Source organism: Halomonas hibernica (assembly GCF_013183775.1).
Lineage (GTDB): Bacteria > Pseudomonadota > Gammaproteobacteria > Pseudomonadales > Halomonadaceae > Vreelandella > Vreelandella citrativorans.
On the sequence record NZ_VIFN01000015.1, the window covers coordinates 1 to 25817 of the forward strand.

22 protein-coding genes are annotated in these 25817 nt (G+C 57.4%); 3 read left to right on the plus strand and 19 right to left on the minus strand.

What is annotated here, in order from left to right; genetic code table 11:
* Both FKN99_RS16040 and FKN99_RS16045 read left to right on the plus strand, forming a co-directional pair.
* Positions 1 to 1068: site-specific integrase (locus FKN99_RS16040; protein ID WP_172118814.1), on the plus strand; the 1068-nt coding region annotated here is incomplete at its 5' end.
* 137 nt (positions 1069 to 1205) lie between these two features.
* Positions 1206 to 2059 (plus strand): IS5 family transposase gene (locus FKN99_RS16045; RefSeq protein WP_172118838.1). Its coding sequence is split into 2 segments (ribosomal slippage): positions 1206 to 1548 and positions 1548 to 2059, totalling 855 coding nucleotides; the frame shifts between segments, so codons are not numbered across the junction.
* 289 nt (positions 2060 to 2348) lie between these two features.
* Here the strand turns inward: FKN99_RS16045 and FKN99_RS16050 are convergent.
* Together FKN99_RS16050 and FKN99_RS16055 are read right to left on the minus strand one after the other, a co-directional pair.
* Positions 2349 to 3740: a DEAD/DEAH box helicase gene (locus FKN99_RS16050; RefSeq protein WP_172118815.1), complete on the minus strand. Its 1392-nt coding sequence runs from the start codon at positions 3738 to 3740 to the stop codon at positions 2349 to 2351.
* Entirely contained in the window at positions 3737 to 4282 is a 546-nt protein-coding gene (locus FKN99_RS16055) for a hypothetical protein (protein ID WP_216658132.1), read from the minus strand. The genes FKN99_RS16050 and FKN99_RS16055 overlap by 4 nt, the downstream gene beginning before the upstream one ends.
* A 138-nt stretch (positions 4283 to 4420) precedes the next feature.
* Here FKN99_RS16055 and FKN99_RS16060 point away from each other — a divergent pair, with 138 nt between their 5' ends.
* A complete protein-coding gene (locus tag FKN99_RS16060; RefSeq protein WP_172118816.1) occupies positions 4421 to 4642 on the plus strand; it encodes a helix-turn-helix domain-containing protein in 222 nt (73 codons plus the stop codon).
* A gap of 353 nt (positions 4643 to 4995) precedes the next feature.
* On the opposite strand, the gene FKN99_RS16065 is transcribed toward FKN99_RS16060, so the two are convergent.
* From FKN99_RS16065 to FKN99_RS16145, 17 genes are all read right to left on the minus strand, one after another.
* On the minus strand, positions 4996 to 6318 hold the full coding sequence (locus tag FKN99_RS16065; protein WP_172118817.1) for a sodium ion-translocating decarboxylase subunit beta: 1323 nt from the start codon (positions 6316 to 6318) through the stop codon (positions 4996 to 4998).
* Between the two features lie 9 nt (positions 6319 to 6327).
* The gene (gene oadA / locus FKN99_RS16070) at positions 6328 to 8169 is read right to left on the minus strand and encodes a sodium-extruding oxaloacetate decarboxylase subunit alpha (protein WP_172118818.1); all 1842 of its coding nucleotides are present in this window, start codon (positions 8167 to 8169) and stop codon (positions 6328 to 6330) included.
* Positions 8170 to 8219: 50 nt separating this feature from the next.
* Entirely contained in the window at positions 8220 to 8471 is a 252-nt protein-coding gene (locus FKN99_RS16075; RefSeq protein ID WP_172118819.1) for an OadG family protein, read from the minus strand.
* A 390-nt stretch (positions 8472 to 8861) separates the two neighbouring features.
* Positions 8862 to 9878, minus strand: coding sequence for an ABC transporter permease (locus FKN99_RS16080; RefSeq protein ID WP_172118820.1), 1017 nt, complete (start codon positions 9876 to 9878; stop codon positions 8862 to 8864).
* A 51-nt stretch (positions 9879 to 9929) separates the two neighbouring features.
* The gene (locus FKN99_RS16085) at positions 9930 to 11483 is read right to left on the minus strand and encodes a sugar ABC transporter ATP-binding protein (protein WP_172118821.1); all 1554 of its coding nucleotides are present in this window, start codon (positions 11481 to 11483) and stop codon (positions 9930 to 9932) included.
* 178 nt (positions 11484 to 11661) lie between these two features.
* Positions 11662 to 12588, minus strand: a complete 927-nt coding sequence (locus FKN99_RS16090; protein ID WP_172118822.1) for a substrate-binding domain-containing protein — start codon at positions 12586 to 12588, stop codon at positions 11662 to 11664.
* A gap of 132 nt (positions 12589 to 12720) precedes the next feature.
* The gene (locus FKN99_RS16095; protein WP_172118823.1) at positions 12721 to 13884 is read right to left on the minus strand and encodes a Gfo/Idh/MocA family protein; all 1164 of its coding nucleotides are present in this window, start codon (positions 13882 to 13884) and stop codon (positions 12721 to 12723) included.
* Positions 13881 to 14942 carry a sugar phosphate isomerase/epimerase family protein gene (locus tag FKN99_RS16100; protein WP_172118824.1) on the minus strand — a complete coding sequence of 354 codons (1062 nt, stop codon included), beginning with the start codon at positions 14940 to 14942 and terminating at the stop codon, positions 13881 to 13883. Before FKN99_RS16100 ends, FKN99_RS16095 begins: the two co-directional genes overlap by 4 nt.
* Positions 14943 to 14946: 4 nt before the next feature.
* The gene (locus FKN99_RS16105) at positions 14947 to 15762 is read right to left on the minus strand and encodes an SDR family oxidoreductase (protein ID WP_172118825.1); all 816 of its coding nucleotides are present in this window, start codon (positions 15760 to 15762) and stop codon (positions 14947 to 14949) included.
* On the minus strand, positions 15762 to 16658 hold the full coding sequence (gene iolE, locus FKN99_RS16110; RefSeq protein ID WP_216658133.1) for a myo-inosose-2 dehydratase: 897 nt from the start codon (positions 16656 to 16658) through the stop codon (positions 15762 to 15764). Before iolE ends, FKN99_RS16105 begins: the two co-directional genes overlap by 1 nt.
* Positions 16659 to 16661: 3 nt before the next feature.
* Entirely contained in the window at positions 16662 to 18527 is a 1866-nt protein-coding gene (gene iolD, locus FKN99_RS16115) for a 3D-(3,5/4)-trihydroxycyclohexane-1,2-dione acylhydrolase (decyclizing) (RefSeq protein WP_095623437.1), read from the minus strand.
* Between the two features lie 419 nt (positions 18528 to 18946).
* The gene (locus tag FKN99_RS16120; RefSeq protein ID WP_172118826.1) at positions 18947 to 19897 is read right to left on the minus strand and encodes a MurR/RpiR family transcriptional regulator; all 951 of its coding nucleotides are present in this window, start codon (positions 19895 to 19897) and stop codon (positions 18947 to 18949) included.
* Between the two features lie 182 nt (positions 19898 to 20079).
* Positions 20080 to 21204 carry a Gfo/Idh/MocA family protein gene (locus FKN99_RS16125; RefSeq protein WP_172118827.1) on the minus strand — a complete coding sequence of 375 codons (1125 nt, stop codon included), beginning with the start codon at positions 21202 to 21204 and terminating at the stop codon, positions 20080 to 20082.
* A 150-nt stretch (positions 21205 to 21354) separates the two neighbouring features.
* Positions 21355 to 22350, minus strand: coding sequence for an inositol 2-dehydrogenase (gene iolG / locus FKN99_RS16130; RefSeq protein ID WP_172118828.1), 996 nt, complete (start codon positions 22348 to 22350; stop codon positions 21355 to 21357).
* Between the two features lie 81 nt (positions 22351 to 22431).
* Positions 22432 to 23400, minus strand: coding sequence for a hydroxyacid dehydrogenase (locus tag FKN99_RS16135; RefSeq protein WP_095623441.1), 969 nt, complete (start codon positions 23398 to 23400; stop codon positions 22432 to 22434).
* 2 nt (positions 23401 to 23402) lie between these two features.
* Positions 23403 to 24218: an HpcH/HpaI aldolase family protein gene (locus tag FKN99_RS16140; RefSeq protein WP_095623442.1), complete on the minus strand. Its 816-nt coding sequence runs from the start codon at positions 24216 to 24218 to the stop codon at positions 23403 to 23405.
* A 13-nt stretch (positions 24219 to 24231) separates the two neighbouring features.
* Positions 24232 to 25668 carry an NAD-dependent succinate-semialdehyde dehydrogenase gene (locus tag FKN99_RS16145; protein ID WP_095623443.1) on the minus strand — a complete coding sequence of 479 codons (1437 nt, stop codon included), beginning with the start codon at positions 25666 to 25668 and terminating at the stop codon, positions 24232 to 24234.
* Between the last annotated feature and the right edge of the window lie 149 nt (positions 25669 to 25817).

Here is a 25817-nt window from a genome sequence, read left to right on the forward strand (position 1 = left end):
GATGATAGTTTTATATACCAATTCGTAGCGGAGCTCAAAAAAAGAAATATCAATGACGAAAGCATATTATCTCATTCAAAAAATGCTTTGAAATACTTGCTTCACCTTAACAGAAAGCACCCAAACTGGAAGCTGGCTACGAACCATCCCTCTCAACCAGGGGAGTATAATATTCACTATTATATAGCAGAATTTTTTAAAAACGGCAGGAGGATTCAGCATCCTAAACATCGAGCATTCGATGGATTAATACACATCCATGGTGAGGCAGATTTTATTCGCGACCATGAACTAATTCTTTGGTTTGACTCTATCAACCACACCATCTACCACCCTAATATTACAAGCTTCCTATCAAAACGGTGGCTTGCCCTAGGAACCATACTAGATATCACAGGATCAAGAATCACCGAGGCACACAGAATAACTAGAGGCATGATAAAAAATGCAGCCAGATCGATACCTGACTTAGATACAACGACTGTTATTAGAGGCATCCCCATTCTAAAGGGAAAATTCAAAGGTAAAACCAGAGATGTCCCTGTTTCAGGCGAAGACCTTCAGGTTATCTTGAGCTACATCTTTGAAGTGGAAAATAAATTCCCAGAATTAAAGCACGATGCATTATTTGTTGACTCTCGCAGTGGCAACCCTCTAAAATCCACCTACATCAAGAACTACGCAAAAAAGGTAATCAGCAAAAGCACATATAGTGATAAGCTAAGCCATTTAAGCAATCATTCTTTCAGGCATAGATTTATTACTATCAATATTGCAAAAACTATCAGTAAACTATCAAAGTCGGGAGGTTTTTATAACATCTTCACAGTCGCAGCTGATGTCTGCAGGAAATTAACTATGCATGCATCCAATCAAACTCTATCAAGATACATACACCTAGCTAGCGATATTATAAACATGGATGAAAATGATCACTCAACTCCTAACTCAACACATTTGAGATTAAAGATTGCATCGTTAAAAGAAATTTCTAACTCTATCCGAAACGGTACTATTGAGCAAGAGAGAGGGATGCAAGCCTTGCTAAACGCCATAGACGATATTTAAATATAAAATACCTCACTTAGCATATTTTTACAACTCAATCTCATGGAGTTACACTTCACCACTCATTAAACTAGGTTTTGTACGAAAAGTGATATCTGCTAAGTTTTCCCATGCAATAGCTGCATAGGGAGGAAATGATGGTTGGCCGGTACGAGATATCCAATGAGAACTGGGCACAGATTACAGATATTGTGTCGCCAACTCAGGTAATGGGCAGACCACGGCGGGATGACCGGCAGGTCCTCAATGGCATTTTCTGGGTACTCTGTTCTGGTGCCAAGTGGCGAGATCTACCCGAGCGATATGGTCCCTGGTCAACCGCCTATGAGCGCTTTCGAAAATGGCGAGATGACGGCACGTTTGAAGCCATTCTTTCCCGCTTACAGCTCAGGCTACGTGAAGATGGACTGATGGACCTGGATACATGGATGATTGATTCGACCTCAATACGCTCCACCCGTGCTGCCGCAGGAGGCGGAAAAAAGGGGGCTCTGAAGAACCCTTAGATCACGCCTTGGGGCGTAGTCGTGGAGGATTAACTACCAAAATTCATTTGGTTTGCGATCGTCACGGCTGGCCACTGGCGTTCACGCTGTCTCCTGGCCAAGAGGCAGACTCTCGGCACTTTATTTCGACATTAGAGAAGATTTACCTGCCTGGTAACGCTGGGCGACCACGTAAACGTAGTCGCTATATGGTGGCTGACAAAGGATATGACAGCGATGAGTTGCGCCATTATTGCGACAGGCACGGCATGAAACCGGTAATAGCGCAGCGCAACATGCATCGAAGAATACGGCCAGGTCTACCTAGACGGTTTGATAAGCCTAAATACCGGCAACGAAATGCAGTAGAGCGCTGTTTTAGTTGGCTGAAGGAGTCACGCCGTATCGCCACACGCTACGATAAGTTAGCAAGCAGCTTTAGAGCGATGGTATGCGTGGCGTGCATAGGCCTCTGCTTGCGAGCCGACTTTTCGTACAGAACCTAAAAGGATGAATCATTTAAGCCCTTGATGTGAGTTCAGAATAAAGTTTCATCCTATTGCTAGTGACAAGAAAACCTCCTGACTTACTTCGGCAACGAGAAAAATCTTAATTTAATCATGTATTTATGACACACACTGCCCAGAATAATTCACAGTGCGTGTTTTTGCTTCAGGCAGGTTGGGCAGTGCTAAAGTATCATCCTAATTTCAGGCCAACTCTCGCAATGATGCAGGAACTGAATAATAAAGAATCATCCTTTCACGCGCCCCCTTCTACCAAGCCGCCCACCTTTCATAAGCAAGTCAGTAGCAGCTGCCGGTAGTGCTGCGAAAAGCTGACGTGATAGCTCGGTTCCGCGGCGAAATCACCCAGCGAGTAAGCGCGCGGCGAATCAGCCTCCAGGTCCTGTTCAGTTTCACCATCATTGCTGCCATCCGCATCGTAGTCAGCCCTGCAGCCTTCCGTCGCAGGACCAGAGGCTGAGACAGGCAACGGTATCTGGCTCAGTACAGCCAAATCCTCCGGCAAGTCGTCAGCAATGCGTTCCGCGAATCGCCGTAGTGTCGTCTCCGCCAGCATGAACAGCCAGGCCTGATCATCGTGCTCGCCTATGCGCCGCAGTATCCTTCCCAACACCTGCCGGTAGTGTAACTCGGTACGTATGCGGCTGAAAAAGCAGCATACCTGAAGACGGGGGATGTCAGTCCCCTCGCTGATCATCCCAACCGCGACGATCCAGCGACAATCACTGCGTCGGAAAGCATTGATGACCTGCTGGACATTCGGGGTACGGTTGGTCACGACGCACCAACTTTCTCCTCTGGCATCTAGCGCCCGGGCAATCTGCTGGGCATGCTCTATATCGGTGGCGACCACCAGCCCAGCCGCATCCGGTTTGGTCAGGCGAAGCGCGTCCAGCTTGTCACATCCTCGCGCGAGCAGTTGTTCAATCACCTCGTCATGACGCAGCAGGTCTTCGTAGGTGACAGGCGACTCTCCCAATAGCTCGGCGATACTGGGGAACAACTTGACAGTGTTCTCGGTTTCAATTTCTTCCGTGAGCCTCACTTTCTGATTGTCCAGGAGTAGGATGCGAGGCGAGCGGCACACTCCGTCCACGATAGCTTCCTTCAGACCATAGCGATAGTCGCAGATCAGGTGCCCCTCGGGAGATATGTAGCGCGCCAGGGCAATGGGGCGATCGTCAGAGCGCCATGGTGTGCCAGATAGCGCCAAGGTGAATGCGGCTCGATCCTGGATTTTCTGCAAGATCTGTTGCCCCCAGGCGTTGCTCAGGAGGGGGTCATGGCCAGCGCAGTGGTGGATTTCGTCGAAGACGACGAACACGCGATAATCATCAAGGAGTCGCCAAAAGACCTCATCGCGGTACTCCATGGCTTGATAGGTGTAAGCACCACCGACCGCGCCAAGCAAACCATCCAGACGCTTGCCGAGCACCGCCGAAAAGGTAGAGCGAAAGCCGTCGACAACCTGGCAGGACGGGGCGAAACAGAGCACCAGATCGATCTTGCCTTGATCAAGCAGGCATCGGGCTAGCTCCGCCGCCATGCGTGTCTTGCCGGCACCGGGTGTCGCCTGGCAGAAAAAATGCGCATTGGACAGAAAGTGCTCCAACGCCGTCTCGATACACCGATGCTGCCAGCCTCTCAGTGATGACGTCATTGCACCGACGCCACCGTCTTGAGGGTGTTCTCGACGGCACGGAGGTGCCCCAGCAGGCGTGAGCTGCGGTCTTTGGCTCCCAGGTACTCCTCCTCGACCTTGTCCCGGAGGTGCGGCATGTCATCGAGAAGCTGCTTGTATCGCTCCGCTTCCCCCATCGTCGACAAGAAGTCGAGCCGGATCTCCTTGAGGAGCCCTTCCAGATACGTCTCCGCGTCGGGTGACGAAAGGGAAGGCGTGGCACTCTGTTCGGACGACAGCACCGCTTTACGTGCAGGCTTGAGGCTATTCTCGAACCCGTTGTCGATCAGCTCCAGTTGCAGATGCGTCGGGATGGGTCTTTGGTGGTAGACCTGCCCCCGCTTGCGGCGCTCTTCGTCATGCACGAGCCAACCTGTCCTGAGCAAGCGGCGAATCTGTTCATACACATACCGGCGCACATCGCCGAGACGAAAGTTCACACCTTCCATGTTCTTGGCGTAGGCATCCCGCAATTCTCGGGTGGTGAATTGCGTGCGCCCCTCCTCCTGGAGTAATGTCATACAGTCGCCTGTCGAAGACGAACGGGACGATTTTCATGCCGGCACCTGAGGGTTATAGCGAAAAATGCGGATTATAGTCCGTGGCCTGTGCGTCCGCAAACACACGATAGTGCTGCCTCAAGTGGAATTGAGGCGGTCATGGATCAATTGGCGAAAGCGTTGGGGGCACGCATCCGGATGCAAAGAAAGGCCCGTCGGCTTTCTCAGGATGCACTGGCGCTGGCCTGCAATATTGATCGCAGCTACGTAGGGCGCATCGAGCGTGGCGAGGTGAACATCACGGTCGAGAAGCTATACCTTATCGCCAGCGAGCTGGCTTGCGACCCATCTTCTCTTCTGCCGAAGGTGACGGAGCTTTAAGAAACCACTGAACTATTCGTTTCTGGTCGTCTGAAGCCTTCAGAGTGGCCAGATCATCATCCCAGTGGTCAGTACATGATCTCTTGAAGTGGCCTGCTTTACCTAGCTACCGTGAGACCCAACTGCCAGGCCAGATTCAAGACACACTGGCTCCATCAACGCGGACTGCCCCGTTTCCCCGCCGCGCTGGGGAAGTAGGACGGGGCATTGGCATAAAATCATACGATGACATATGACTCTCATTCCTGGATTACAGATCCTTAGCTTAAGTCATCCCATGAAAAATGGCTCCTCACCGACTTACCGGGAAACGTGATTAGGGGCAATTTTCCATTTTGCCTGGCCGGCCTTGCTTACCCTAGGTACTTGATCATCACCCCGGCGGCCACCGCCGAGCCGATCACCCCGGCCACGTTGGGCCCCATGGCATGCATCAGCAGGAAGTTGTGGGGGTTGGATTCCAGCCCGATTTTGTTGGAGACCCGCGCGGCCATAGGCACCGCCGAGACCCCGGCCGAGCCGATCAACGGGTTGATCGGCATGCGACTCACCGTGTTCATCAGCTTGGCCATCAACACCCCGCAGGCCGTGCCGATGGCGAAGGCCACCATGCCCAGCGCCAGGATCCCCAGCGTTTCGAAGGCCAGGAAACGGTCGGCCATCAGCTTGGAGCCCACCGAGAGCCCCAGGAAGATGGTCACGATGTTGATCAGGGCATTCTGGGCGGTGTCGGAGAGGCGCTCCACCACCCCACACTCACGCATCAGGTTGCCGAAGCAGAACATCCCCAGTAGTGGCGCGGCATCCGGCAGGAACAGCACGACCAGGATCAGCAGCGCCAGCGGGAAGACGATCTTCTCGCGCTTCGACACCGGGCGCAGTTGCGTCATGGCGATCTCGCGTTCCCGCTTGGTGGTCAGCGCCTTCATGATCGGCGGCTGGATCAGCGGGACCAGCGCCATGTAGGAGTACGAGGCCACGGCGATGGCACCCAGCAGCTCCGGGGCCAGGATGCTCGCCACATAGATCGAGGTGGGACCGTCGGCGCCACCGATGATGCCGATGGCGGCGGCCTGGTTGAGCGAGAAGTCCATCCAGCCCATGGCCGACATGCCCACCGCCCCGAGCAGGGTGGCGAAGATGCCGAACTGCGCGGCGGCGCCCAGGAACAGGGTCCGGGGGTTGGCCAGCAATGGGCCGAAATCGGTCATCGCGCCCACGCCCATGAAGATCACCAGCGGGGCGATGCCCGAGGCGATCGCCACGTTGTAGAACTGGTAGAGCACGCCGTTGGCGTAGCCGACATCCATGGCCACGTCGTTGGCGGCGCGCACCAGCGTCGACGAGAGGTCGCCATGCAGCGCATCAGAGAGCGTCCCACGCCATGCCTCGATACCGGCGACCGGGTCCAGGGCGACTCCCAGGGCCGCGGCCATCTGTTCGAGCACCCCGGGACGCGCCAGGTGCGCGGCCTGCTCAGCCGCCGACAGGGCGAGACCCGCCTCGGGGATGTTGGCCAGAATCCCGCCGAAACCGATCGGCACCAGCAGCAAGGGTTCGAACTTCTTGGCAATGGCCAGGTAGAGCAGTCCCAGCCCGACCAGGACCATGACGCCCTGCCCGAGGGTCAGATTGTAGAGCCCCGAGCCATACCAGAGTGTCAGTAACTTCTCCACGGGGGCTCCTTACAGCTCGACCAGCACGTCACCGACGGCGACACTGTCGCCCTCGCTGACCTTGACGGCGGTGACGGTTCCGGCGCTGGACGCCCGTACCTCGGTCTCCATTTTCATGGCCTCGAGAATGATCACCACATCGCCTTCGGCCACCACGTCGCCTTCACGCACATTGACCTTGAAGATGTTGCCAGCCAGTGGCGCGCTGATCGACTCGCCACTCGGCGCCGGCGCACTCTGCTCGGGCGCAGCGGGAGCTGAGGCCTGTTCGTTGACCTGGCCGACCTCGCCCCCCTCGGCGACCTCGACCACGTAGGCCTTGCCGTTGACCTTGATGGTGTAGGTCTCGGGGCCGGCGACGCTTCCCTGGGCCGCCGGCACCTTGGCCTGGCCTGCACCCTGCTGCGTGGCAACCGGCTGGGTCGCGGCCGCATTGTCCTTGCCAGGCGCCTGGGGAACCGGCTCGAAGGCATCGGGGTTGTCGCGGTTCTTGAGGAACTTCAGACCGATCTGCGGGAACAGCGCATAGGTCAGCACATCATCGGTCTCGCGCTCGCCCTCTGCCAGGCGGATGCCCTCGACCTTGGCCTTGTCCCTGAGCTCGGCGGACAGCTTGTCCATCTCGGGGCTTAGGTTGTCGGCCGGACGGCAGGTGATCGGCTCGCCGCCCTCCAGTACCCGCGACTGCAGCTCTGCGTTGAACGGCGCCGGAGCGGCACCATACTCGCCCTTGAGCAGCGCCTGGACCTCCTTGGAGATCGACTTGTAGCGCTCCCCCATCATCACGTTCATCACCGCCTGGGTGCCGACGATCTGGGAGGTGGGGGTGACCAGCGGGATAAAGCCCAGATCTTCCCGTACCCGGGGAATTTCTTTAAGCACGTCGTCGAGCTTGTCGCCGGCACCCTGCTCCTTGAGCTGGCCTTCCATGTTGGTGAGCATGCCACCCGGCACCTGGGCAATCAGGATGCGCGAGTCGATGCCCTTGAGCGAGCCCTCGAAGGCCGCGTACTTCTTGCGCACCTCGCGGAAGTAGGCGGCGATCTCCTCGAGCAGCGCGAGGTCGAGGCCGGTGTCGCGCTCGGTGCCCTGGAGGATGGCGACCACCGACTCGGTGGGGCTGTGGCCGTAGGTCATCGACATTGACGAGATGGCGGTGTCGACGTTGTCGATGCCCGCCTCGGCGGCCTTGAGCGCGGTGGCGGTGGACATGCCGGTGGTGGCGTGGCACTGCAGGTGGATCGGAATGTCCACGGCGGCCTTGAGCCGGGTGACCAGCTCGAAGGCGTCGTAGGGCGTGAGCAGCCCGGCCATGTCCTTGATGGCCAGCGAATCGGCGCCCATGGCGGCGATGCTGCGGCCAAGTTCCACCCAGCCATCCAGCGTGTGCACTGGGCTAACGGTGTAGGACAGGGTACCCTGCGCATGTCCCTCGACCTTGCGCACCGCCTGAATGGCGCGCTCGAGGTTGCGCGGGTCGTTCATGGCATCGAAGACGCGGAATACGTCGACGCCATTGGTCTTGGCGCGCTCGACGAAGCGGTCCACCACGTCGTCGCCATAGTGGCGGTAACCGAGCAGGTTCTGACCACGCAGCAGCATCTGCTGGGGGGTATTGGGCATGGCGTGCTTCAACGCCCGTATCCGCTCCCACGGATCTTCGCCGAGATAGCGGATACAAGCGTCGAAGGTGGCGCCACCCCAGGACTCCAGCGACCAGAAGCCGACCCGATCGAGCTTCTCGGCGATCGGCAGCATGTCATCGAGCCGCATGCGTGTGGCGAACAGCGACTGGTGGGCGTCACGCAGGACGACATCGGTGATGCCAAGCGGACGTGTCTTGTCAGTCATGGTCGTGACCTTGTCATTATGGGTGGAAGGGGAAAGGGGGAACGGTCGCCTTAGCGGTGGTGGCGACGGCGATAGCGGTGCACCGCGGCAGTGATGGCGACCATCACGTCATCGTCCTGGCGAGGCGTCGGCGGACGGCGATTGCCGGTCACGGTAGGGGCGGGCGGCTCGTGAAAGAAGCGCCCGATGGCCTTGGACATCAGAGTGGTAACGATCACCAGCACGGTAAGAAAAACAAAGACAAACCCCATTCCCAAAGCCATGAGGGCCAAGCCCTCACCCATCAAAATATTTGCGCTCATCAGCTTCCGTTGTATTCGATACTTTTATGCAAAATGCCTCAGTCAACGTCATCAGCTCATATGAGAGTCGACATAACTAAAGCTTCCAGAGTATTTATCCCGCCATGGGCGTTCATGTGGTCGCCGCGCGGCCCGATCAAGCTGAGGGCCGCGCTACTACTGCTGCGCAGCGCCTGCAGCATGGAGGGTTCGAGCGACAGGATGGCCCTCCAGCTCGGGGGGATAGCCCACGATCACTCGTATCAGGGAGCGTTGTTGTCAGGATTAATGGATCCGTTGGCTCATGATGCAGCCGTCCTGGCTGCTCTCAGTAGGGGCCTAACATAGGCCCCTGCCCACTAGCTGACATACGGCGATGAACCATCCCGACATCGGATCGGGGAAGTTGCTTCAGGTGGTCTTGTTGCGCTTGCGCTGACGGTACTGATCGACCACCACGGCGGCGACGATGATGGCGCCCTTGACGATATCCTGATAGTAGGCATCGACGCCCAGGAAGGTGAAGCCGCTAAGCATCACGCCTAGGATCAATGCCCCGATCACGGTGCCGGCGATACGCCCCACCCCACCGGCCAGGCTCGTGCCGCCGATGACGGCTGCGGCGATGGCGTCGAGCTCGTACATCAGACCCATGCCCGCCTGACCCGTGCCGGCCCGGGCCGACGCCACGACCCCGGCCAGGCCGGCCAGCAGGCCTGCAATGGCATAGACCATGACGAGATGGCGACGCACGTTGATGCCGGAGACACGGGCGGCCTGGGGATTGGCACCGATGGCATAGGTGTATTTGCCGTAGCGGGTGTATTTCAGGGCGATGTGGAAGAGCACCGCCACCGCCAGGAAGATGATCACCGGGTTGGCACCGGAGCCGATCCAGGTGAACTGCTCGGTCAGCATGCTCACCGGCTGGCCATCGGTATAGGCACGAGCCACGCCCCGGGCGCTGACCATCATGCCCAGGGTGGCAATGAACGGCGGAATGACGGCGAAGGAGATCAGGGCACCGTTGATCAATCCGCACAGGCCACCGACCAGTAGACCCGCGATCAATGGGATGATCCAGGGCATATCGGTCAGTGCCGGATAGACCGCGCGCATATAATCGGACGATTGCGCGAAGCTGGCGGTGACCATGGCCGTCAACGCGAGCACCGACCCCGACGACAGGTCGATACCGCCGGTGATGATGACCTGCGTCACCCCGATGGCGATGATGCCGATGATCGATATCTGCAGGATCATGATCAGCAGGCGCTGGGGGTTCATCAGAAAGGAGTCGCCGCGCACGACCCAGCCGAGGACCTCGAATAGGATCGCGATGCCGACCAGCACGAGCAGGATGCTCACCTCGGTGGGAATCTTCTTCTTGCGCTTCTTGACCACCTCCAGGTGATCGGTGGTTTCCATTGTCTTGCTCATTGTCTTCTACCTCATTGATGCCCGTGGCCCGGAGAAAGATCAGCCTGCGACGGCCGGCGGTTCCACCGGTGACGAGGCGAGTTGCATGATATTGACCTGATTGGCTTCGCTGCGGTCGAGGAAGCCTGTGACCCTACCTTCGTGCATCACCATGATGCGGTCGCTCATGCCCAGCACTTCGGGCAGTTCCGAGGAGATCATGATCACGGCCACGCCTTGCCTGACGAGTTCGGTAATCAGCTTGTGGATCTCGGCCTTGGCGCCCACATCGATCCCACGGGTGGGTTCGTCGAGGATCAGGATACGCGGCTTGGTCATCAGCCAACGGCCGATCAGCACCTTCTGCTGATTGCCGCCCGAGAGGTTGCCGATGCGCTCTTCCATGGAGGGTGTCTTGACGCTCAAGCGTTCCTTCATCGAATCACACTCCTGGTCGAGTCGATCCTGTTCGACGAAGGTGCCCCGGGTGTAACCGTCGCGCAGCACGGCCATTTCCATGTTCTCTACGACCGAAAGGCCGAGAAACAGGCCGGTTTCCTTGCGATCCTCGGTGAGCAGTGCCAGACCGCGTAGCATGGCCTGATGGGGGGAGCTGATGATTTCTTCCTTGCCATCGATGGCGATCCTACCCGACGTGGGCGGCGTCACGCCGAACAGGGTCTCGGCAACGTTGGTACGTCCCGACCCCACCAGACCGGCGAGGCCTAGGATCTCGCCGGCGCGCACCTCGAAACTGATATCCTCGAACACACCCGCCAGGCAGAGATTTTCCACCGACAGGACCACATCACCGATCGGCACCTCTTCCTTGGGGAACATCTGGGTGACCTCGCGGCCAACCATCAGCTTGATGATCTCGTCGGAGGTCAAGTCACTGGCCGCGGCGGAGTGGATGAACTGACCGTCTCGAAACACCGAGATGTCGTCGGCGATCTCGAACACCTCGTCCATCTTGTGGGTGATGTAGATGATCCCCTTGCCCTGTTTCCGCAGGTCGTTGATGATCTGGAACAGGTGTTCCACTTCCCGGTCGGCCAGCGACGAGGTCGGTTCGTCCATGATCAACACGTCGGAGTCGAATGAAACGGCCTTGGCGATCTCAATCATCTGACGACCAGCTACCGTCAGCTTGCGAACCTCCATTTCGGGGTCCATATCGATGCCCAGTCTCTCGAAAAGCGCCTCGGTCATCTGGTTCATCCTGTCGTGGTTCACCATGCCGAGGGCATTGAGCGGTTCACGGCGGATCCAGATGTTCTCGGCGATGGTCATGTAGGGCATCAGGTTGAGTTCCTGATGGATCATGGCGATGCCGGCTTCCAGGGCGTCCAGCGGGCCATTCAACTGCAGCGGCATGCCGTTCAGGCGCACCTCGCCCTGGTCGGGGATATAGACACCAGCAATGATCTTCATCAGGGTCGACTTGCCGGCACCATTCTCGCCCATCAGGGCATGCACGGTGCCAGGGCGGACCTTGAGCTGGACGTTGTCCAAGGCTACTACGCCGGGAAAGGTCTTACGCACACGCTCAACTTCAAGTAAAAATCCGGCCCGATCTTTATTGAGCGTCTCACTATAATTATTTGGCTCCATAACAGCTCCGCAAAAGATTCACATTAAAAATAATTAACCTGATAGCATTCAAACTCTGCCTCAAAATAATTCAAATTAAACGGAGGATTCCTTAACAACACACCAGCCTAAACCATCGATCGGAAGCCCAACAATCCGGGCAGGCCAATAGACAGTCTACCCGGACAGTGAGAATTTGTTATTTAAAACTATCAATATTGTCTAAAGTAACAATCTCAAACGGAATTTCGACTCGCTCTTCAAATTCTTGACCTCTAACAATCTTCAAGGCCGTATCAAGAGAGCCCTGAGCTTGACCTTTTGCATTCTGAAATACAGTAATATCAAGATCTCCGGACTCCAACATATAGAAACCATCTTGGGTGCCATCCACACCTCCAACGACCACATCATCCATTGATATTCCAGACGATTTCATTGCCATGATTGAACCTATAGCCATTTCATCGTTATTGGCAAACACAGCATCCGGAATGGTGCCAGAACTAATCCAATTAGACATAACATCCATTGCAGGAGTGCGCATCCATTCAGCCGTCTGCTCATCTAAAATATTGATGTTATTGCACTCGTCGGTATCAAGCACATCTCGAACTGCAGCTGTCCTACCACGCTGACCTGTTGTACCAAGCTGTCCCATCAAAATAACGGCATCACCCTTTCCGTTAAGTTGTTCGCATATATATGTAGCTTGTAGCTCTCCTGCCTGATATTCATTGGAGCCCACCCAAGCTTGTTTATCAGGAAAATTCTCCATGTTGGATGGCAGCATGTTTACAAAAACCAGTGGAACATCATTTTCATCTGCAATCTCAGAAAAAGTTACTCCAGTATCAGCATCAACCAACATTGTAATGATGGCATCCACATCATTAGCAATAAAATCTTGTATTTGGGATTGTTGGCGGCCGATGGAGCCTTGAGCGTCTGAAACTTGGATAGAAACTTCATCCATAGTATCAGAATAGGATTGCAAACTACGCCTCAAGTCGGTGAGAAAGTTATCATCAAACCTTGACATACTGACACCAATATTGATATCCGCATGGGCCGAAATTGATACTAAAGAAGACAATGCCACTACTACAAAGCTGAGCCTTTTCATAATCCACCTCTATTACTATTGTTATTCCCGCAAAGCCTTACGATGCAGGATTGGCTCATGAATCCATAAGAATAAATGGTTTTCATGAAAGGTTTCTCATGGTTCACACAAGAACCAAGAAGATCATAAGAGTTAAACAGCTAATGGAGTAAGCCAGGGTTGATTTGCATCTTCATGGCTATCCACTACCGCATCGACAAAAGCCACCCCTTTTAGCCCATCATAAGCGGTGGGTAGGTTTTGCCCGATCGGTCCGGGATCACGCCCGCTCTGTCGAGCAAGGATTGCTTCTGCAAAGCCCGCATACAGATTGGCAAAGGCTTCGAGGTAACCCTCTGGATGACCCGGCGGCGTGCGCGTGCGTACCTTGGCATCTTCGGACAGTTCCTCGGCACCACGTTTGATGATCAGGGTACGACCATCGAGCGAGGCCAGTACGAGTTCATTTGGTTGTTCCTGGAACCAAGACAAAGAGCCCTTCTCGCCAAAGACACGAAGTCGGACACCGTTGGAATTACCCAAAGCCACCTGCGATGACCACAGCAGGCCACGCGCTCCCCCCTCATAACGCAACATGACGTGAGCGTTATCATCTAGGGCTCGCCCCTCGACAAAGGTCGAGAGATCCGCGGTAAGGGATTTGAGCTTTAGGCCCGTCACGAACCCTGCGAGATGATAGGCATGCGTGCCGATATCGCCGATCGAGCCACCACGGCCATTCTTTTTAGGGTCGGTACGCCATGAAGCCTGTGCACTGCCCTGGTGCTCGATCGCGGTTGCCATCCACTCCAGCGGATATTCCACTTGTACGGTACGCACGCGTCCGATTTCGCCGTCCGCTACCCGCTTCCGTGCCTCATGCACCATCGGGTAACCCGAGTAGGTGTAGGTCACGCCGACAAAGCGTCCACTCTCGCGCGTGAGTTCCTCGAGCGCCACCGCATCTTCGAGTGTTGCCGTGATTGGCTTCTCGCAGATCACGTCGAAGCCCGCCTCAATGAAGGCGCGCGCGATCGGATAGTGCGTGAAGTTCGGCGTGCAGATGGCCACGGCATCGATCCGATCCTCACGCGCGAGTTCGGCGGCGACCATCTCCTTGTAATCGCCATAGCTGCGGTCGGGGTCGATACCCTGGGTCAGGGCAAAGGCCCGGCCTCGCTCGGCGTCCACGTCGAAGGCACCGGCGACGAGCTGCCAGGCGCCGTCGAGACGCGACGAAATGCGGTGGATGTTGCCGATATAAGCACCCTGGCCACCGCCAACCATGCCAAGACGAAGGGGTCGTTGATAGCTCATTTGTCCTCCAGCCCGAGTATTGCCCGGTTGGCGCTACGATTGGCGCCGGATTTCACGAAGTCGTCAAAAGCACGACCCGAGACCCTGATGATGTGGTCGTCGATGAATCGCGCACCCTCGGCTGCTCCATCTTCGGGATTCTTGAGGAAGCATTCCCACTCCAGCACAGCCCAGCCGTCGTAGTCGTAGGTCGCTAACTTCGAAAAGATCGCGCCGAAGTCGACCTGGCCATCGCCCAGAGAACGGAAACGCCCCGCACGCTTGGACCAAGGCTGATAGCCGCCGTAAATACCCGACTTGCCATCGGGGCGGAACTCGGCATCCTTCACATGGAAGCATTTGATCCGGTCGTGGTAGTGGTCGATGAAAGCCAGGTAGTCGAGCTGCTGCAGCACGAAGTGCGACGGGTCGTACAGCATGTTCGCCCGGGGATGCGCCTTCACGCGATCAAGGAACATCTCCCAGGAGTGGCCGTCATGCAGATCTTCACAGGGGTGAATCTCGTAGCAGACATCCACGCCATGGGCGTCGAAATCGTCCAGTATCGGCATCCAGCGCTCGGCCAGTTCGCCGAAGGCCTCATCCACCAGGCCTTCGGGCCACTGTGGATAGGGGTACAGGTAGGGCCAGAGCAGCGAGCCGGAGAAGGTTACATGGCGATCTATGCCAAGGCGCTGCGAGGCACGGGCGGCGTAGCGTAGCTGCTCCTCGGCCCAGGCCCTGCGCGCCACCGGATTGCCGCGCACAAATTCGGGCGCGAAGCTGTCCATGATCTGGTCGTGAGCGGGGTGCACAGCAATAAGCTGTCCTGTAATGTGCGACGCCAGTTCGGTGATTTCAAGACCATGATCGGCCAACAAACCCTTCATCTCATCGCAATAGCTCTCGCTCTCTGCGGCCTGCTTCATGTCGATCAGGCGTGTATCCCAGGTCGGGATCTGCACGCCCTTGAAACCTTTGTCCGCGGCCCACTTGGCGAGTGACTCCAGAGAATTGTATGGCGCCTCATCGGCTGCGAATTGTGCCAGGTAAACACCTGGACCTTTGAGTGTCCGCATTCTTTTATTCCTCCAGTGCTTGGGCAGGCACGGGAGGCACCGCATCGTAGCCGCCCCAGACGGACTGGTCGAACTGGACTACTGCTCCGGTCATCATTCCGCTATCTGGTGAGGCCAGAAAAAGCACCGCGCACGCCACTTCTTCCGGCTCCAGCAAGCGCCCGAACGGCAGAGTCGCTGAGGTTTTTTCGAGCCAATTCGGGTCGCCAGATTCTCGCGCCTGCAACTCCTTTTCATTGTCGGACGCCATCCAGCCGATATCGAGCTGATTCACGCGAATCCGGTTGCGCATCAGCGCATAACCCGAATTTCGCGTCAGGCTGGCAAGCGCACCTTTGGAAGACGAGTAGGACGAAAGGAATGGTTGACCGGCACGCTCCGAGACGGAACCGATATTGATGATCGAGCCCTCGATTCCCTCTCGAATCATAATTTTCGCTGCATCCTGCATCAAGAAGAATGGTGCGCGCACATTGACCGCAAACATGCGGTCGAAGAGTTCGGGTGACGTATTAAGAAGATTGCCGCGATCCGTCAGGCCGGCAGCGTTCACGAGGATATCCACCCGACCGAAATAGCTATCGGCCTGTGAAATCACATTGCGGCAATCGTCTACGATGCCGAGATCTGCCTGCACGAATCGAACCTCGATGCCAGTCTCACCGGTAATCGAGGAGGCGATGGTGTTACCCTTCTCGACACCACGGCCACAGATGATGATACCTGCAGCCCCGGCACGCGCGAAGAGACGGGCGACAGCGGCACCAAGCCCCTGAGTACCACCCGTTACAACACAAATTTTCCCATCGATGGCATTCATTATTGCAGTACCTCATAACCTGCGGCGGCCATTACACGCATCAACTCGCGATGCCCTTTCTCCGCCATTTGCAAAGGTGGATTGGCGACAGGGTCCTGCTCCGCTTCCACTACGAACCAGCCTTCATATCCCTTGTCTGCCAAGGACTTGACAATGTCTTCGAAATCTAGCGAGCCGTCACCGGGCACCGTAAAGGCCCCTTTGACGACTGCGTCAAGAAAACTCTCCTTGGTGCGGTCCAGTCCATTCAAGACATCCCCCCGGACATCCTTACAGTGCACCTGGTTAATGCGGCTATGGTACTTCTCGATGACGCGCAACGGGTCCCCGCCTGCAAACACCATGTGACCGGTATCGAACAACAGCGGCACGGTGGAGTGCTGCATGAAGATGTCGAGCTCCGCTTCGGTTTCGATTGCGGCCCCCATGTGGTGGTGGTAGGCGATTGGCATTCCCTGCTCCTCACACCAGTCGGAAAATTGCGATACCTTGCGCGCATAGGCGACGATCTCTTCCTCGGTGAGTTTCGGCTTTGTGGCCAGCGGTGCGCTCATTACGCCCTGGATTGAGCGCGCGGTCTCGCCGTAGACGATACATGGCGCTTTTGCGGCCTTGAAAAAAGCCAGTTGCTGGGCGATCCGCGCTTTTTCCTTCTCGATATCACCGTCGAGCAGAAGACCCGAGAACCAGCCGCCACAGACCGACATGCCGAAGGCATCAAGGATGGGGCCGAGTTCCCTCATGTCCATCGGGAAGCGACGGCCCGTTTCCATGCCGGTGAAGCCGGCCACCGACGCCTGTCGCAGGCACTCTTCGAGACTCACGTCATCCGAGAGAGCTTCGAGGTCGTCGTTCCACCACGCAATGGGAGCGATCCCAAGTTTAGCTTTCAGCATTCCTTAAATCCCCACTCGCCGCTTTGAACGGATGGCGTCGTGTGCTTTACGTGCCTCGCGCACACTCTCGTACGCCGACACCTCGGGCACGCCAACATCCCAATCCGCATCGCCCGGCACCCATGCATAAGCGTCGGAGACGATGCTAAGCACTGTGGTACGGTCGTTGTTCTGCGCCCACTCCATCGCCTCTTCCAGATCTTCGAGGCTTTCACATTTTCGCGCATAGGCGCCCATCGACTCCGCGTGCTTCACGAAGTCGACGTGGAGTGGGTTCTCGGGATTCTGGATCCGGCAGTCCTTGAGCAGGTTGTTGAAGCCCGGCACGCCCTTGAACTGCTGGAGGCGGTTGATGACCGCGTAACCGCCGTTGTCGCAGACGACGACGATCATTTTGTGGCCGGTAAGCACGGCGGAATAGATATCCGAGTTCATCATCATGTAGGTGCCATCGCCGATCATGACGATCGGAGTGCCACCGGCCGCGCCAGGCCCTTCCTGCGCCATCGCGCACCCCCAACCGGCAGCGATCTCATAGCCCATACAGCTGAACCCGAATTCGCAGTCGAAGGTGTTGGGGTTCTTGACCCGCCAACCCTTGATAATCTCGCCTGGGGTTCCGCCAGCTGCGCCGATCAGCGTATCGTTCGGGCGTGCCACCTTGTTGAGTACACCAATTACCTGCGCATAGGAGGGTATTGCCGCATTGGAGGGCGCCTGGTGCTCATCCAGCAGTGCATTCCATTCATCGAAGAGCCCTTTCGCTTTGGCCATATAGCTGGCCGGCATGGCGAAGTCGCCTAGCGCGGCGTCAAGCTCGGCAACAGTCTCGAGCGCGTCACCAACAACCGCGATCGCCCGGTGTTTGGTGGCATCCCAGCGGGCGGCATTGACCGAAATGAATTTTGCGTCCTTGGAGAAGGCGGTCCAGGAACCGGTGGTGAAGTCCTGCAGGCGCGTGCCGATGGCCAGGATGACATCTGCCTCGGCCGCCAGCGCATTGGCCGAGGTCGAACCGACGATCCCGATGGGGCCAGCGAGAACCGGGTGATCGTGGGTCAGAGCGCCTTTGCCCGCAATGGTTTCCACCACGGGAATCCCGCGCTTCTCCGCGAATGCCGCCACCTCGTTCTCGGCGAGGGAATAACGCACGCCGCCCCCCGAAATGATCAACGGATTCTTAGCTGTCTTGAGCAGCGCGGCGGCTTCTTCTATCACCTTGCGATCTGGACGCGGACGCGGGATCGACCAGACCTTCGGCTCGAAGAAGGCTTCCGGGTAATCGAACGCCTTTTCCTGGGTATCTTGAGCCAGACCGATGAATACCGGACCACAGTCGGCCGGATCAAGCATCGTGGCAAGGGCCTGGGGCAGCGAGGTGATTACCTGTTCGGGGTGGGTGATGCGATCCCAATAGCGAACTACCGACTTGAAACTGTCGTTCACGGTCACAGTCGGATTGTTGAAGTGCTCGACCTGCTGGAGAACGGGATCGGGCAGTCGATTGGCAAAGGTATCGCCTGCAAGGAGCAGTACCGGCAGGCGGTTCGCCATCGCTGTACCCGCCGCAGTCACCATGTTGGTGGCACCTGGACCGATCGAAGTGGCCGCAATCATCGCTTGGCGGCGACGCTTGGCCTTAGCGAAGCCAACAGCGGCGAGTGCCATCGACTGTTCATTCTGCCCACGCCAGGTCGGCAATTGATCCTGAACGGCCTCGAGCGCTTCTGACAGGCAGGTCACGTTGCCATGACCGAAGATACCAAACACACCTGCGAATAGCGGTACGCGCTCGCCATCGATCTCTATGAACTGGTTGCTGAGGTATCGGACGATGGCCTGAGCCATAGTGCATCGGACGGTAGACATAGCTTCTCCTGTATACGTTCTGCTAGGCGCAAGCAGCCATAGCACTGGCTTGTTATCAGCAACACTATTGCAGAAATTTATTTTTTGCAATATTAATTGCTGATGGCACGACTAAAGTGTAAGGTCAGCTGACGCTTGAGGGTTCGGAAACGGATAGGAAAGGGAAATATATCGAAAGATCAAAGCTTTATAAGATGACGGACAGAGCCTGTTCATCATCGCCATCGGCCAGTAGCAGAGCCACTCGCACAACGAGCAGCAATAGCTAGTCCTTGGGATGGCAACTCTTTATTCTGCGCGCGCCTACGCGTGAGCTGTCCGCGACACTATATGTGCCAATTGCATGGCATCAGGCAACTGCTTTAGAAGACGCTCAGTTGAAAGTCACGGGCGAATCGACATTAATGACTGCTGGAGAATCACTTCTGCTGGCCATTGGCTTTCCCCCCTCGTGTGCGGCGGGTGCGCTTGCGCTCGTTGCCGGTAACCGTCGCGATCTGGGGTGCCTCCTCATCCGGCTGGAGTATGGATGCCAAGGCGATCGCGATGCTCTGAGAAAGGCACATAGGCGCAGCCAGGGAGCGGGAAAAGGTGTATTCCTCTTCCGGAATGGTGAATAACACGGTCGAACCCTTGGCCAGAGGCGAGAGCTGACTGTCGGTAATGCCGACTACCGAAGCTCCTGCATCGTTCGCGATATCGGCTATGTTGATGACCTCTTTCGCGTAATGTCGGAACGCGATGGCGACCAACACATCGTCCGCCCCTATGGTTCTCGCCATTTCAGGGGCTAGGCCTCCCGCGGAATCGAGAAGCACTACACGCTGCTTCAACATCGTTAGCAGATAGCGGAGGAAGATGGCGATGGGTTCCGAGCGGAGCTGTCCAGAGATGTAAATCGTATCGGCATCTTTCAATAGCATGGCTGCCTGTTCGAGGCTTTCCGCGGCAACCGAGTTCAAAAGTTCCTGCAACGTAGCGATGTCCCGCACGACGAGGTCATGCATGAAACCGACGATACCGTGCTCGCGACTTTTTCGGATATCGGTTCCCAGGGCCTTGACACGCTCCTCATACCCGGGCGCAGCCGTCGACAAACGGGACTGGAATACCGTCTGCATCTGCTTAAAACCGGAATAGCCGAAGTTCTGCGCAAAACGAACCAAAACTGAGGGATGGACACTGCACTTGGCCGCAACCGAATTCACGGACTCCATCGCCACAATATTCGGGTTCTGCGTCACGTAACGTGCAACTTGCTTATAGCGCTCCGACAAATTTTCATATTGATTGGTAATTTCATTGACAATCCGCTCGTAATTTTCGGGCGGTGACAGGGGGTTAGAAGAAGAACTGCTTTTCTGGGACATAAGGTGACATCCATTAGAAATGAGCTTTCGATGGCTATAGTGGTATCATGAAGCACATGCAAGTGCCCAGCCCATCGTTGATCCGACCAAGAACACACATGCAACATCTGCTGCCATATGCCAATTTGCTTGTCAACTCTCCGGTCCCTGCGCATCCGCGCCATTTTGTGAATCACGCAGCCTCAGGACACCGGCATCCAGCAACCCTCCTTCGACGACCGCACAGCGGTATCGACTACCTTCTGGATTTCCCAGGCTTCACGGAAGTCCGGTCCTTCCGGGTCTTTGCCTTGAGCGATTGCCTGCAAAAACTCAGCAACCTCGATCGTCTTGAGATCATTGAACCCTAGCTGATGTCCCGGGGCCTTGCAGAAATGCCCGTAGGGTGTGTGTTGCGGTCCTGCTTCGATACGCTGGTATCCCGAGTATTTCGGATCATTTCCGGCCTTGAAGTGTAACAGTTCATTAAAACGTTCCTGGGTAAAGGCCAGCGAGCCTTTCGAGCCGACTAACTCGAAGCCGAGTTGCATCTTGCGACCGGTAGCGACCCAGCTCGCCTCGATGGAACCCCGGCAGCCACGGGAGAACTGCACCGTCAAGCGCGCAATATCATCCAATTCGACCGCTCGCATCTCGCTCGCTCCAGACGCAATCGGCCGCTCCTTGATCACGGTTTCGAGATCTGCATAGAGGCCAGCTATCGGACCAAGCAGGAAACGTGCGATGCCGACGATGTGGCTGCCCAGGTCCGCGATGACGCCCGCTCCCCCGGACGGATCAAAGCGCCAGCTGTAGGGCAACCGAGGATCCGCCATATAGTCTTCGGCATGAATACCGCGAAAGCTGATGATTTCACCCAACTCTCCAGACTCCACCATCTGCCGCGCCAGTTTGAGCAACGGATTTTTAATATAATTGTAGCCAACCTGCGTCACCACACCCGCCGCTTCGGCCGCTTCCGTCATCGCCTGCGCATCGGCTGCAGTCGGCGCAATCGGCTTTTCGCAGTGCACATGCTTGCCCGCGGCGATCGCGGCCAACGCCTGCTCCCGATGCAGGGTGTTCGGTGTCGTGATCGAGACGACCTCCACCTCGGAATCGGCCACCAAGGCCTTCCAGTCGGTGGTACTGCGCTCGAAACCGTACTGGATACGCGCCCGTTCGAGTGCTTCCTGGTTGATATCGCCGATTACCTTGAGAACCGGGTTGAGGCTGCCTGGGTAGACCCCCGCGGCAGCACGATACGCCAATGCATGCGACTGGCCCATAAAACCAGTACCAATAATGCCAACACCTATATCACGCATTTTCCAAACCCCGTCGTTGATTACCGTTGTTGAAACCCCACCCGCTAGCAGCGCTTGGCAGTGCGAGTGCCGTGAGAACCAGTGGATATACTGCGACAATATCTCAATAGCACTCGCAAGAACTGTTGATAGGGTGCTGCCATGCCGGCGTTACACCTTGACGACTTTACCGGTGCGCACCGATTCCAGAGCGCAGTTCGCCAGGTGCAGTGCCTGGCGGCCGTCGTAGGGAGTCACAGGTACCGGTTTGCCGTTTCCAACCGCCCCAAAAAACGCTTCGAGCTCGGCTCGAAAGGCATCGTCGTAGCGCTCGAGGAAAAAGTTCAGTAGAGGATCGTGGACTTCGGTCTGATCCTGATTGTAGCGCCGCAACGTACTCGGCCGAAGGTTGTCATTGAGCAGCATGCCATTCGAGCCGAACACTTCCATCCTCTGATCGTAACCGTAAACGGCTTTGCGACTATTGTTGATGTGGCATTGCTTACCGGAAGCGGTACGCATTACGACCATGACGGTGTCATAGTCGTCGTATTTCTCGACTAGGTCCGGGCTTACCAGCCGGCTGGCAGTCGCCAACACCTCGGTGGGCTCTTCGCCTAGCAGCCAGCGCGCCATATCGAAGTCGTGGATGGTCATATCACGGAAGATACCACCTGAAGCCTGCACATAACCTTCCGGCGGCATACCGGGATCACGGCTGGTGATTACGACCTGATGCACATCGCCTATCTCGCCGGCGTCGATCGCCTGCCGCATGGCCGCCGCACTAGGATCGAAGCGACGATTGAAGGCGAGCATAACAGGCACGTCTTTGTCTTCGAGCTGCCTCAGCGCCTCATCCACTTTTGCAATGTCCAAGTCAACGGGTTTCTCGCACAGCACAGCCTTGCCCGCTTCGACCGCCTTGAGCATCAGGTGGACATGCGTATCGGTTGGGGTCCCAATAATCACAGCATCGATATCATCGCGAGCGATCACTTCGAGTGGGTCGGTAGCCGCTTCACAGCCTATCCGCTCGGCAAGCGACTTTGCGGCCTCTTCAAACGGGTCGACGACGACAACAAGCTGCGCGAGCCGACTGGCGGCGACAGCCGATGCGTGAACCTGCCCGATTCTTCCGGCACCCAAAACAGCTGTACGAATCATGTGAAATCTCCATTGCTATTGCGTCACGCTACGGGCATGACAGCTTTGACCAAACCTGTATAAAGTCGTAACGACACATCCTCAAGAGAAGCCAACTTCCCTGGCATTGACCACCAATGCCGGATCCAGATCGCCGGAAAAACAGTTGAGAATATTCTCGACAGCGGCCACTGACATGCGCATCGCGGCTTCCTGCGTCAGCCCGGCCACGTGCGGGCTGAGCAGTAGCCGGGGGCAATCCAGTAGCGGATCACCAACCGCCGGTGGTTCATCGACGAGTACGTCGAGACCGGCACCGCCGAGTCGGCCAGCGTGCAGGGCATCGGACAGCGCCCGTTCGTCGATAATGCCGCCGCGGGCGGTATTAACAATGATTGCAGACGCTTTCATCCGCGCCAGCTCCGGCTGGCCGATCAGCGGCTTGCCATCTTTCAGCGGCATGTGCACCGAGAGAAAGTCCGCGTCGGGCAGAGAGGTGTCGATACTGGCGACAGGAGTACAACCCTGCTCCCGGATAAAGTCGTCGCTCTGGAAAGGATCGTATACGGCGACGTGCATGCCGAATGGCAGGGCCAGCTTGGCCACCCCCTGGCCAATACGCCCGAATCCCAGCAGTAGCAGTGTCCGACCGGCGAGCTCGACGGCTGAAAAAGCGTTGCGGCAACCCCAGTCCCCACTGCGGACGCCAGTGTCGTGATGAAGCGCCTGCTTGGCAACCGCGAGCATCATCATCAGCGTGTGCTCCGCGACTGAACAGGAATTTACGTCTCCGACGATAGCAAGTGGAATACCGCGTTCGTTGAGCGCCTTGACGTCGACGGAGTCATAGCCGACACCGTGGCGGGAAACGACTTTCAGGTTCTTGCCAAGCTCGACCTCTCCCGCCGTCATAGGCTGCGTGCGGATCAGAAGGCCGTCGGCCTTGTCGAGCAGCGGCGCATAGCTTTCCGTGCTCACCTCTTCGATTAGGTCGAAAGTCACGCCCGGTGCGTTGCGCAGCCGCTCAACGCCGGCGTCGTGAATCCTGCCAGCCACTAGAATATGCGGCATAGTTAGTACCCCCCCACTTCGTTGGACGTCGAGCCGCCAGCTTCGCCCCGAAGAGCGCGAACCTTGTCGACGCTCGCTTTAGCAGCCCCCACCAGCAGCCGGACGTCGTTGGACACCGTTACCAGGTCGAAGCCCCACTCGAGTGCGCGGGCGGCGTACTCCGGCGTTCCGTTGTGCAGGCAGGCGCGCAATCCCGCTTGCTGTGTACGGGTCATGATGTGCTTGATCGCCTCGATTATCTCCGGCTCTTCGCGGTCGAACCCGGTGCGGTACTGGCGCCCGGTCAATCCGAGGGTCAGATCGGCCGGACCGATATAAACCCCGTCCAGGCCCGGCGTCGCAACGATTTCATCGATGTTGGCAACCGCCTCCGCCGTCTCGATCATCGCAAAACACAGCATCTGGTCGTCCGCGTGCTGGCCATAGTCGGCGCCCGCAGAGAAGGTGACCCGGGTCGGACCAAAGCTGCGAGTACCGATCGGCGGATACCGCACATAGGACACCAGACGCGCCGCTTCTTCCGCATTGTTGATCATTGGACAGATAATGCCGTAGGCGCCAGCATCCAGCGCTTTCATCACCGAGCCCGGATCCAACCAAGGCACCCGTACCATGGGTGCCACGCCGCTCGCGCGCATCGCCTGCAACATGTTGGTACCGACTTCGTACCCCACGAGACCGTGCTGCATATCGATGGTGACGGCGTCATAGCCTTGCTCGGCCATGATCTCCGCTGTGAAGGGGCAGGCAATGGACAGCCAGCCGTTGATGACCTGACCACCCTCAGCCCAGATCTGTTTGATTCGATTGGGAACCATGTCGTACCTACCTCTAGACTGTAATTTGCGCGAGTTTGACATTGGTGTAGTCATGGATGCCTTCGGCACCGCCTTCACGCCCCATGCCGCTATCCTTGATGCCGCCGAAAGGCGCTTCGGCCGCCGCCAGCGCAAAGCTGTTGACCCCGACCATACCGGCCTCGAGCCGGGCCACGACTTCGCGCATGCGCGCCGGATCCCGGGTAAAGGCATAGGCCGCCAGACCAACGGGCAGCGAATTGGCGCGGGCATACACCTCCTCGGTGTCGCTGAACGCGGTGATAGCGGCGATAGGGCCGAAGTTCTCCTCGGCCATGGCCAGGGCATCGTCCGGCACGTCGGCGAGTACCGTCGGCTCGAAGAAATAGCCCGCGCCGATTCCCTCCGGGCGCTTGCCGCCGGTGACTACGCGCGCACCGCGACCGATGGCGTCGGAAACAACAGCTTCGATCGCATCAAGCCGCCGCTGGTTGATGAGGGGTCCCATCTGGGTCGTTTCGTCTAGCCCGCTGCCCAGCTTCAGCAACTGCGCCCTTTGGGCGAAGCCTTCGACGAAACGGTCATAAAGGCTTTCGTGAACATAGAAACGGTCGGCCGTGACACAGACCTGCCCAGCGTTGGCGTATTTGGTGGGCACGCAGAGGTCGAGGACCTGCTCGAGGTCGGCATCTTCAAAAACGATGACCGGTGCGTTGCCGCCCAGCTCCATGCTGACGCGCTTGACGGTGTCGGCGGAGTCGCGAATCATCTGCTGACCGATCCGCGTCGAGCCGGTCAATGAAATCTTGCGCACCACCGGCGAGGCCAGGACCGGATCGTAGGTGCTGCTCGTCGGACCGACGACGAGATTCACGACGCCCTTGGGGAGTCCCGCCTTGCGGAGGCATTCGAACAGCACCATCGCCGTGCCCGGCACCTCGCTCGATGGCCGCACGATCACCGCGCAGCCCGCCGCCAGGGCCGGCGCCACCTTGCGGGCGATCAACACGGCCGGAAAGTTCCAGGCGGTAAAGGCACCGACGACACCCACGGGTTCGTGGTGGACTTCGATACGCCCGCCCGGCACGCGGCTTTCTACGATGCGACCGTAAAGACGACGGGCTTCCTCGGCGTACCAGCGGAATTGGTCGATGGACAGGACCCACTCCCGGCCGGCCTGTACCAGCGGCTTGCCGGTTTCCAGGGAGATGCGATGCGCCGCCTCGTCGGCTGCCGCCACCATCTGATCCGCCACGGCATGCAGCAGATCGGCCCGGTTCCAGGCGGCAGTTGCGCGCCACGTCTCGAACCCTGCTGCCGCAGCCTCGATGGCCGCCTCCGTATCCTCGAAGGACGCCGCCTGAACGTCGCCCAAGACTTCAGCAGTGACGGGATTGAGTACCGAGATGACGGTATCGCTGCTCCCTTTGCGCCATTCACCGTCGATGAAAAGTCCGTAGTTGTTGTACATAGCGTGGAGGCTCTCCTGAGTGTGATTACCTGGGAGCACCGGCATTCGGCCCGCCGCCCCTTCCGATTTCTCCGGTAACGCGTACCAGCTGACCGGGCCGCCCCCGATCACCTGACTACGTCCGCAGTTCCATGGCAGCACGATAGCGC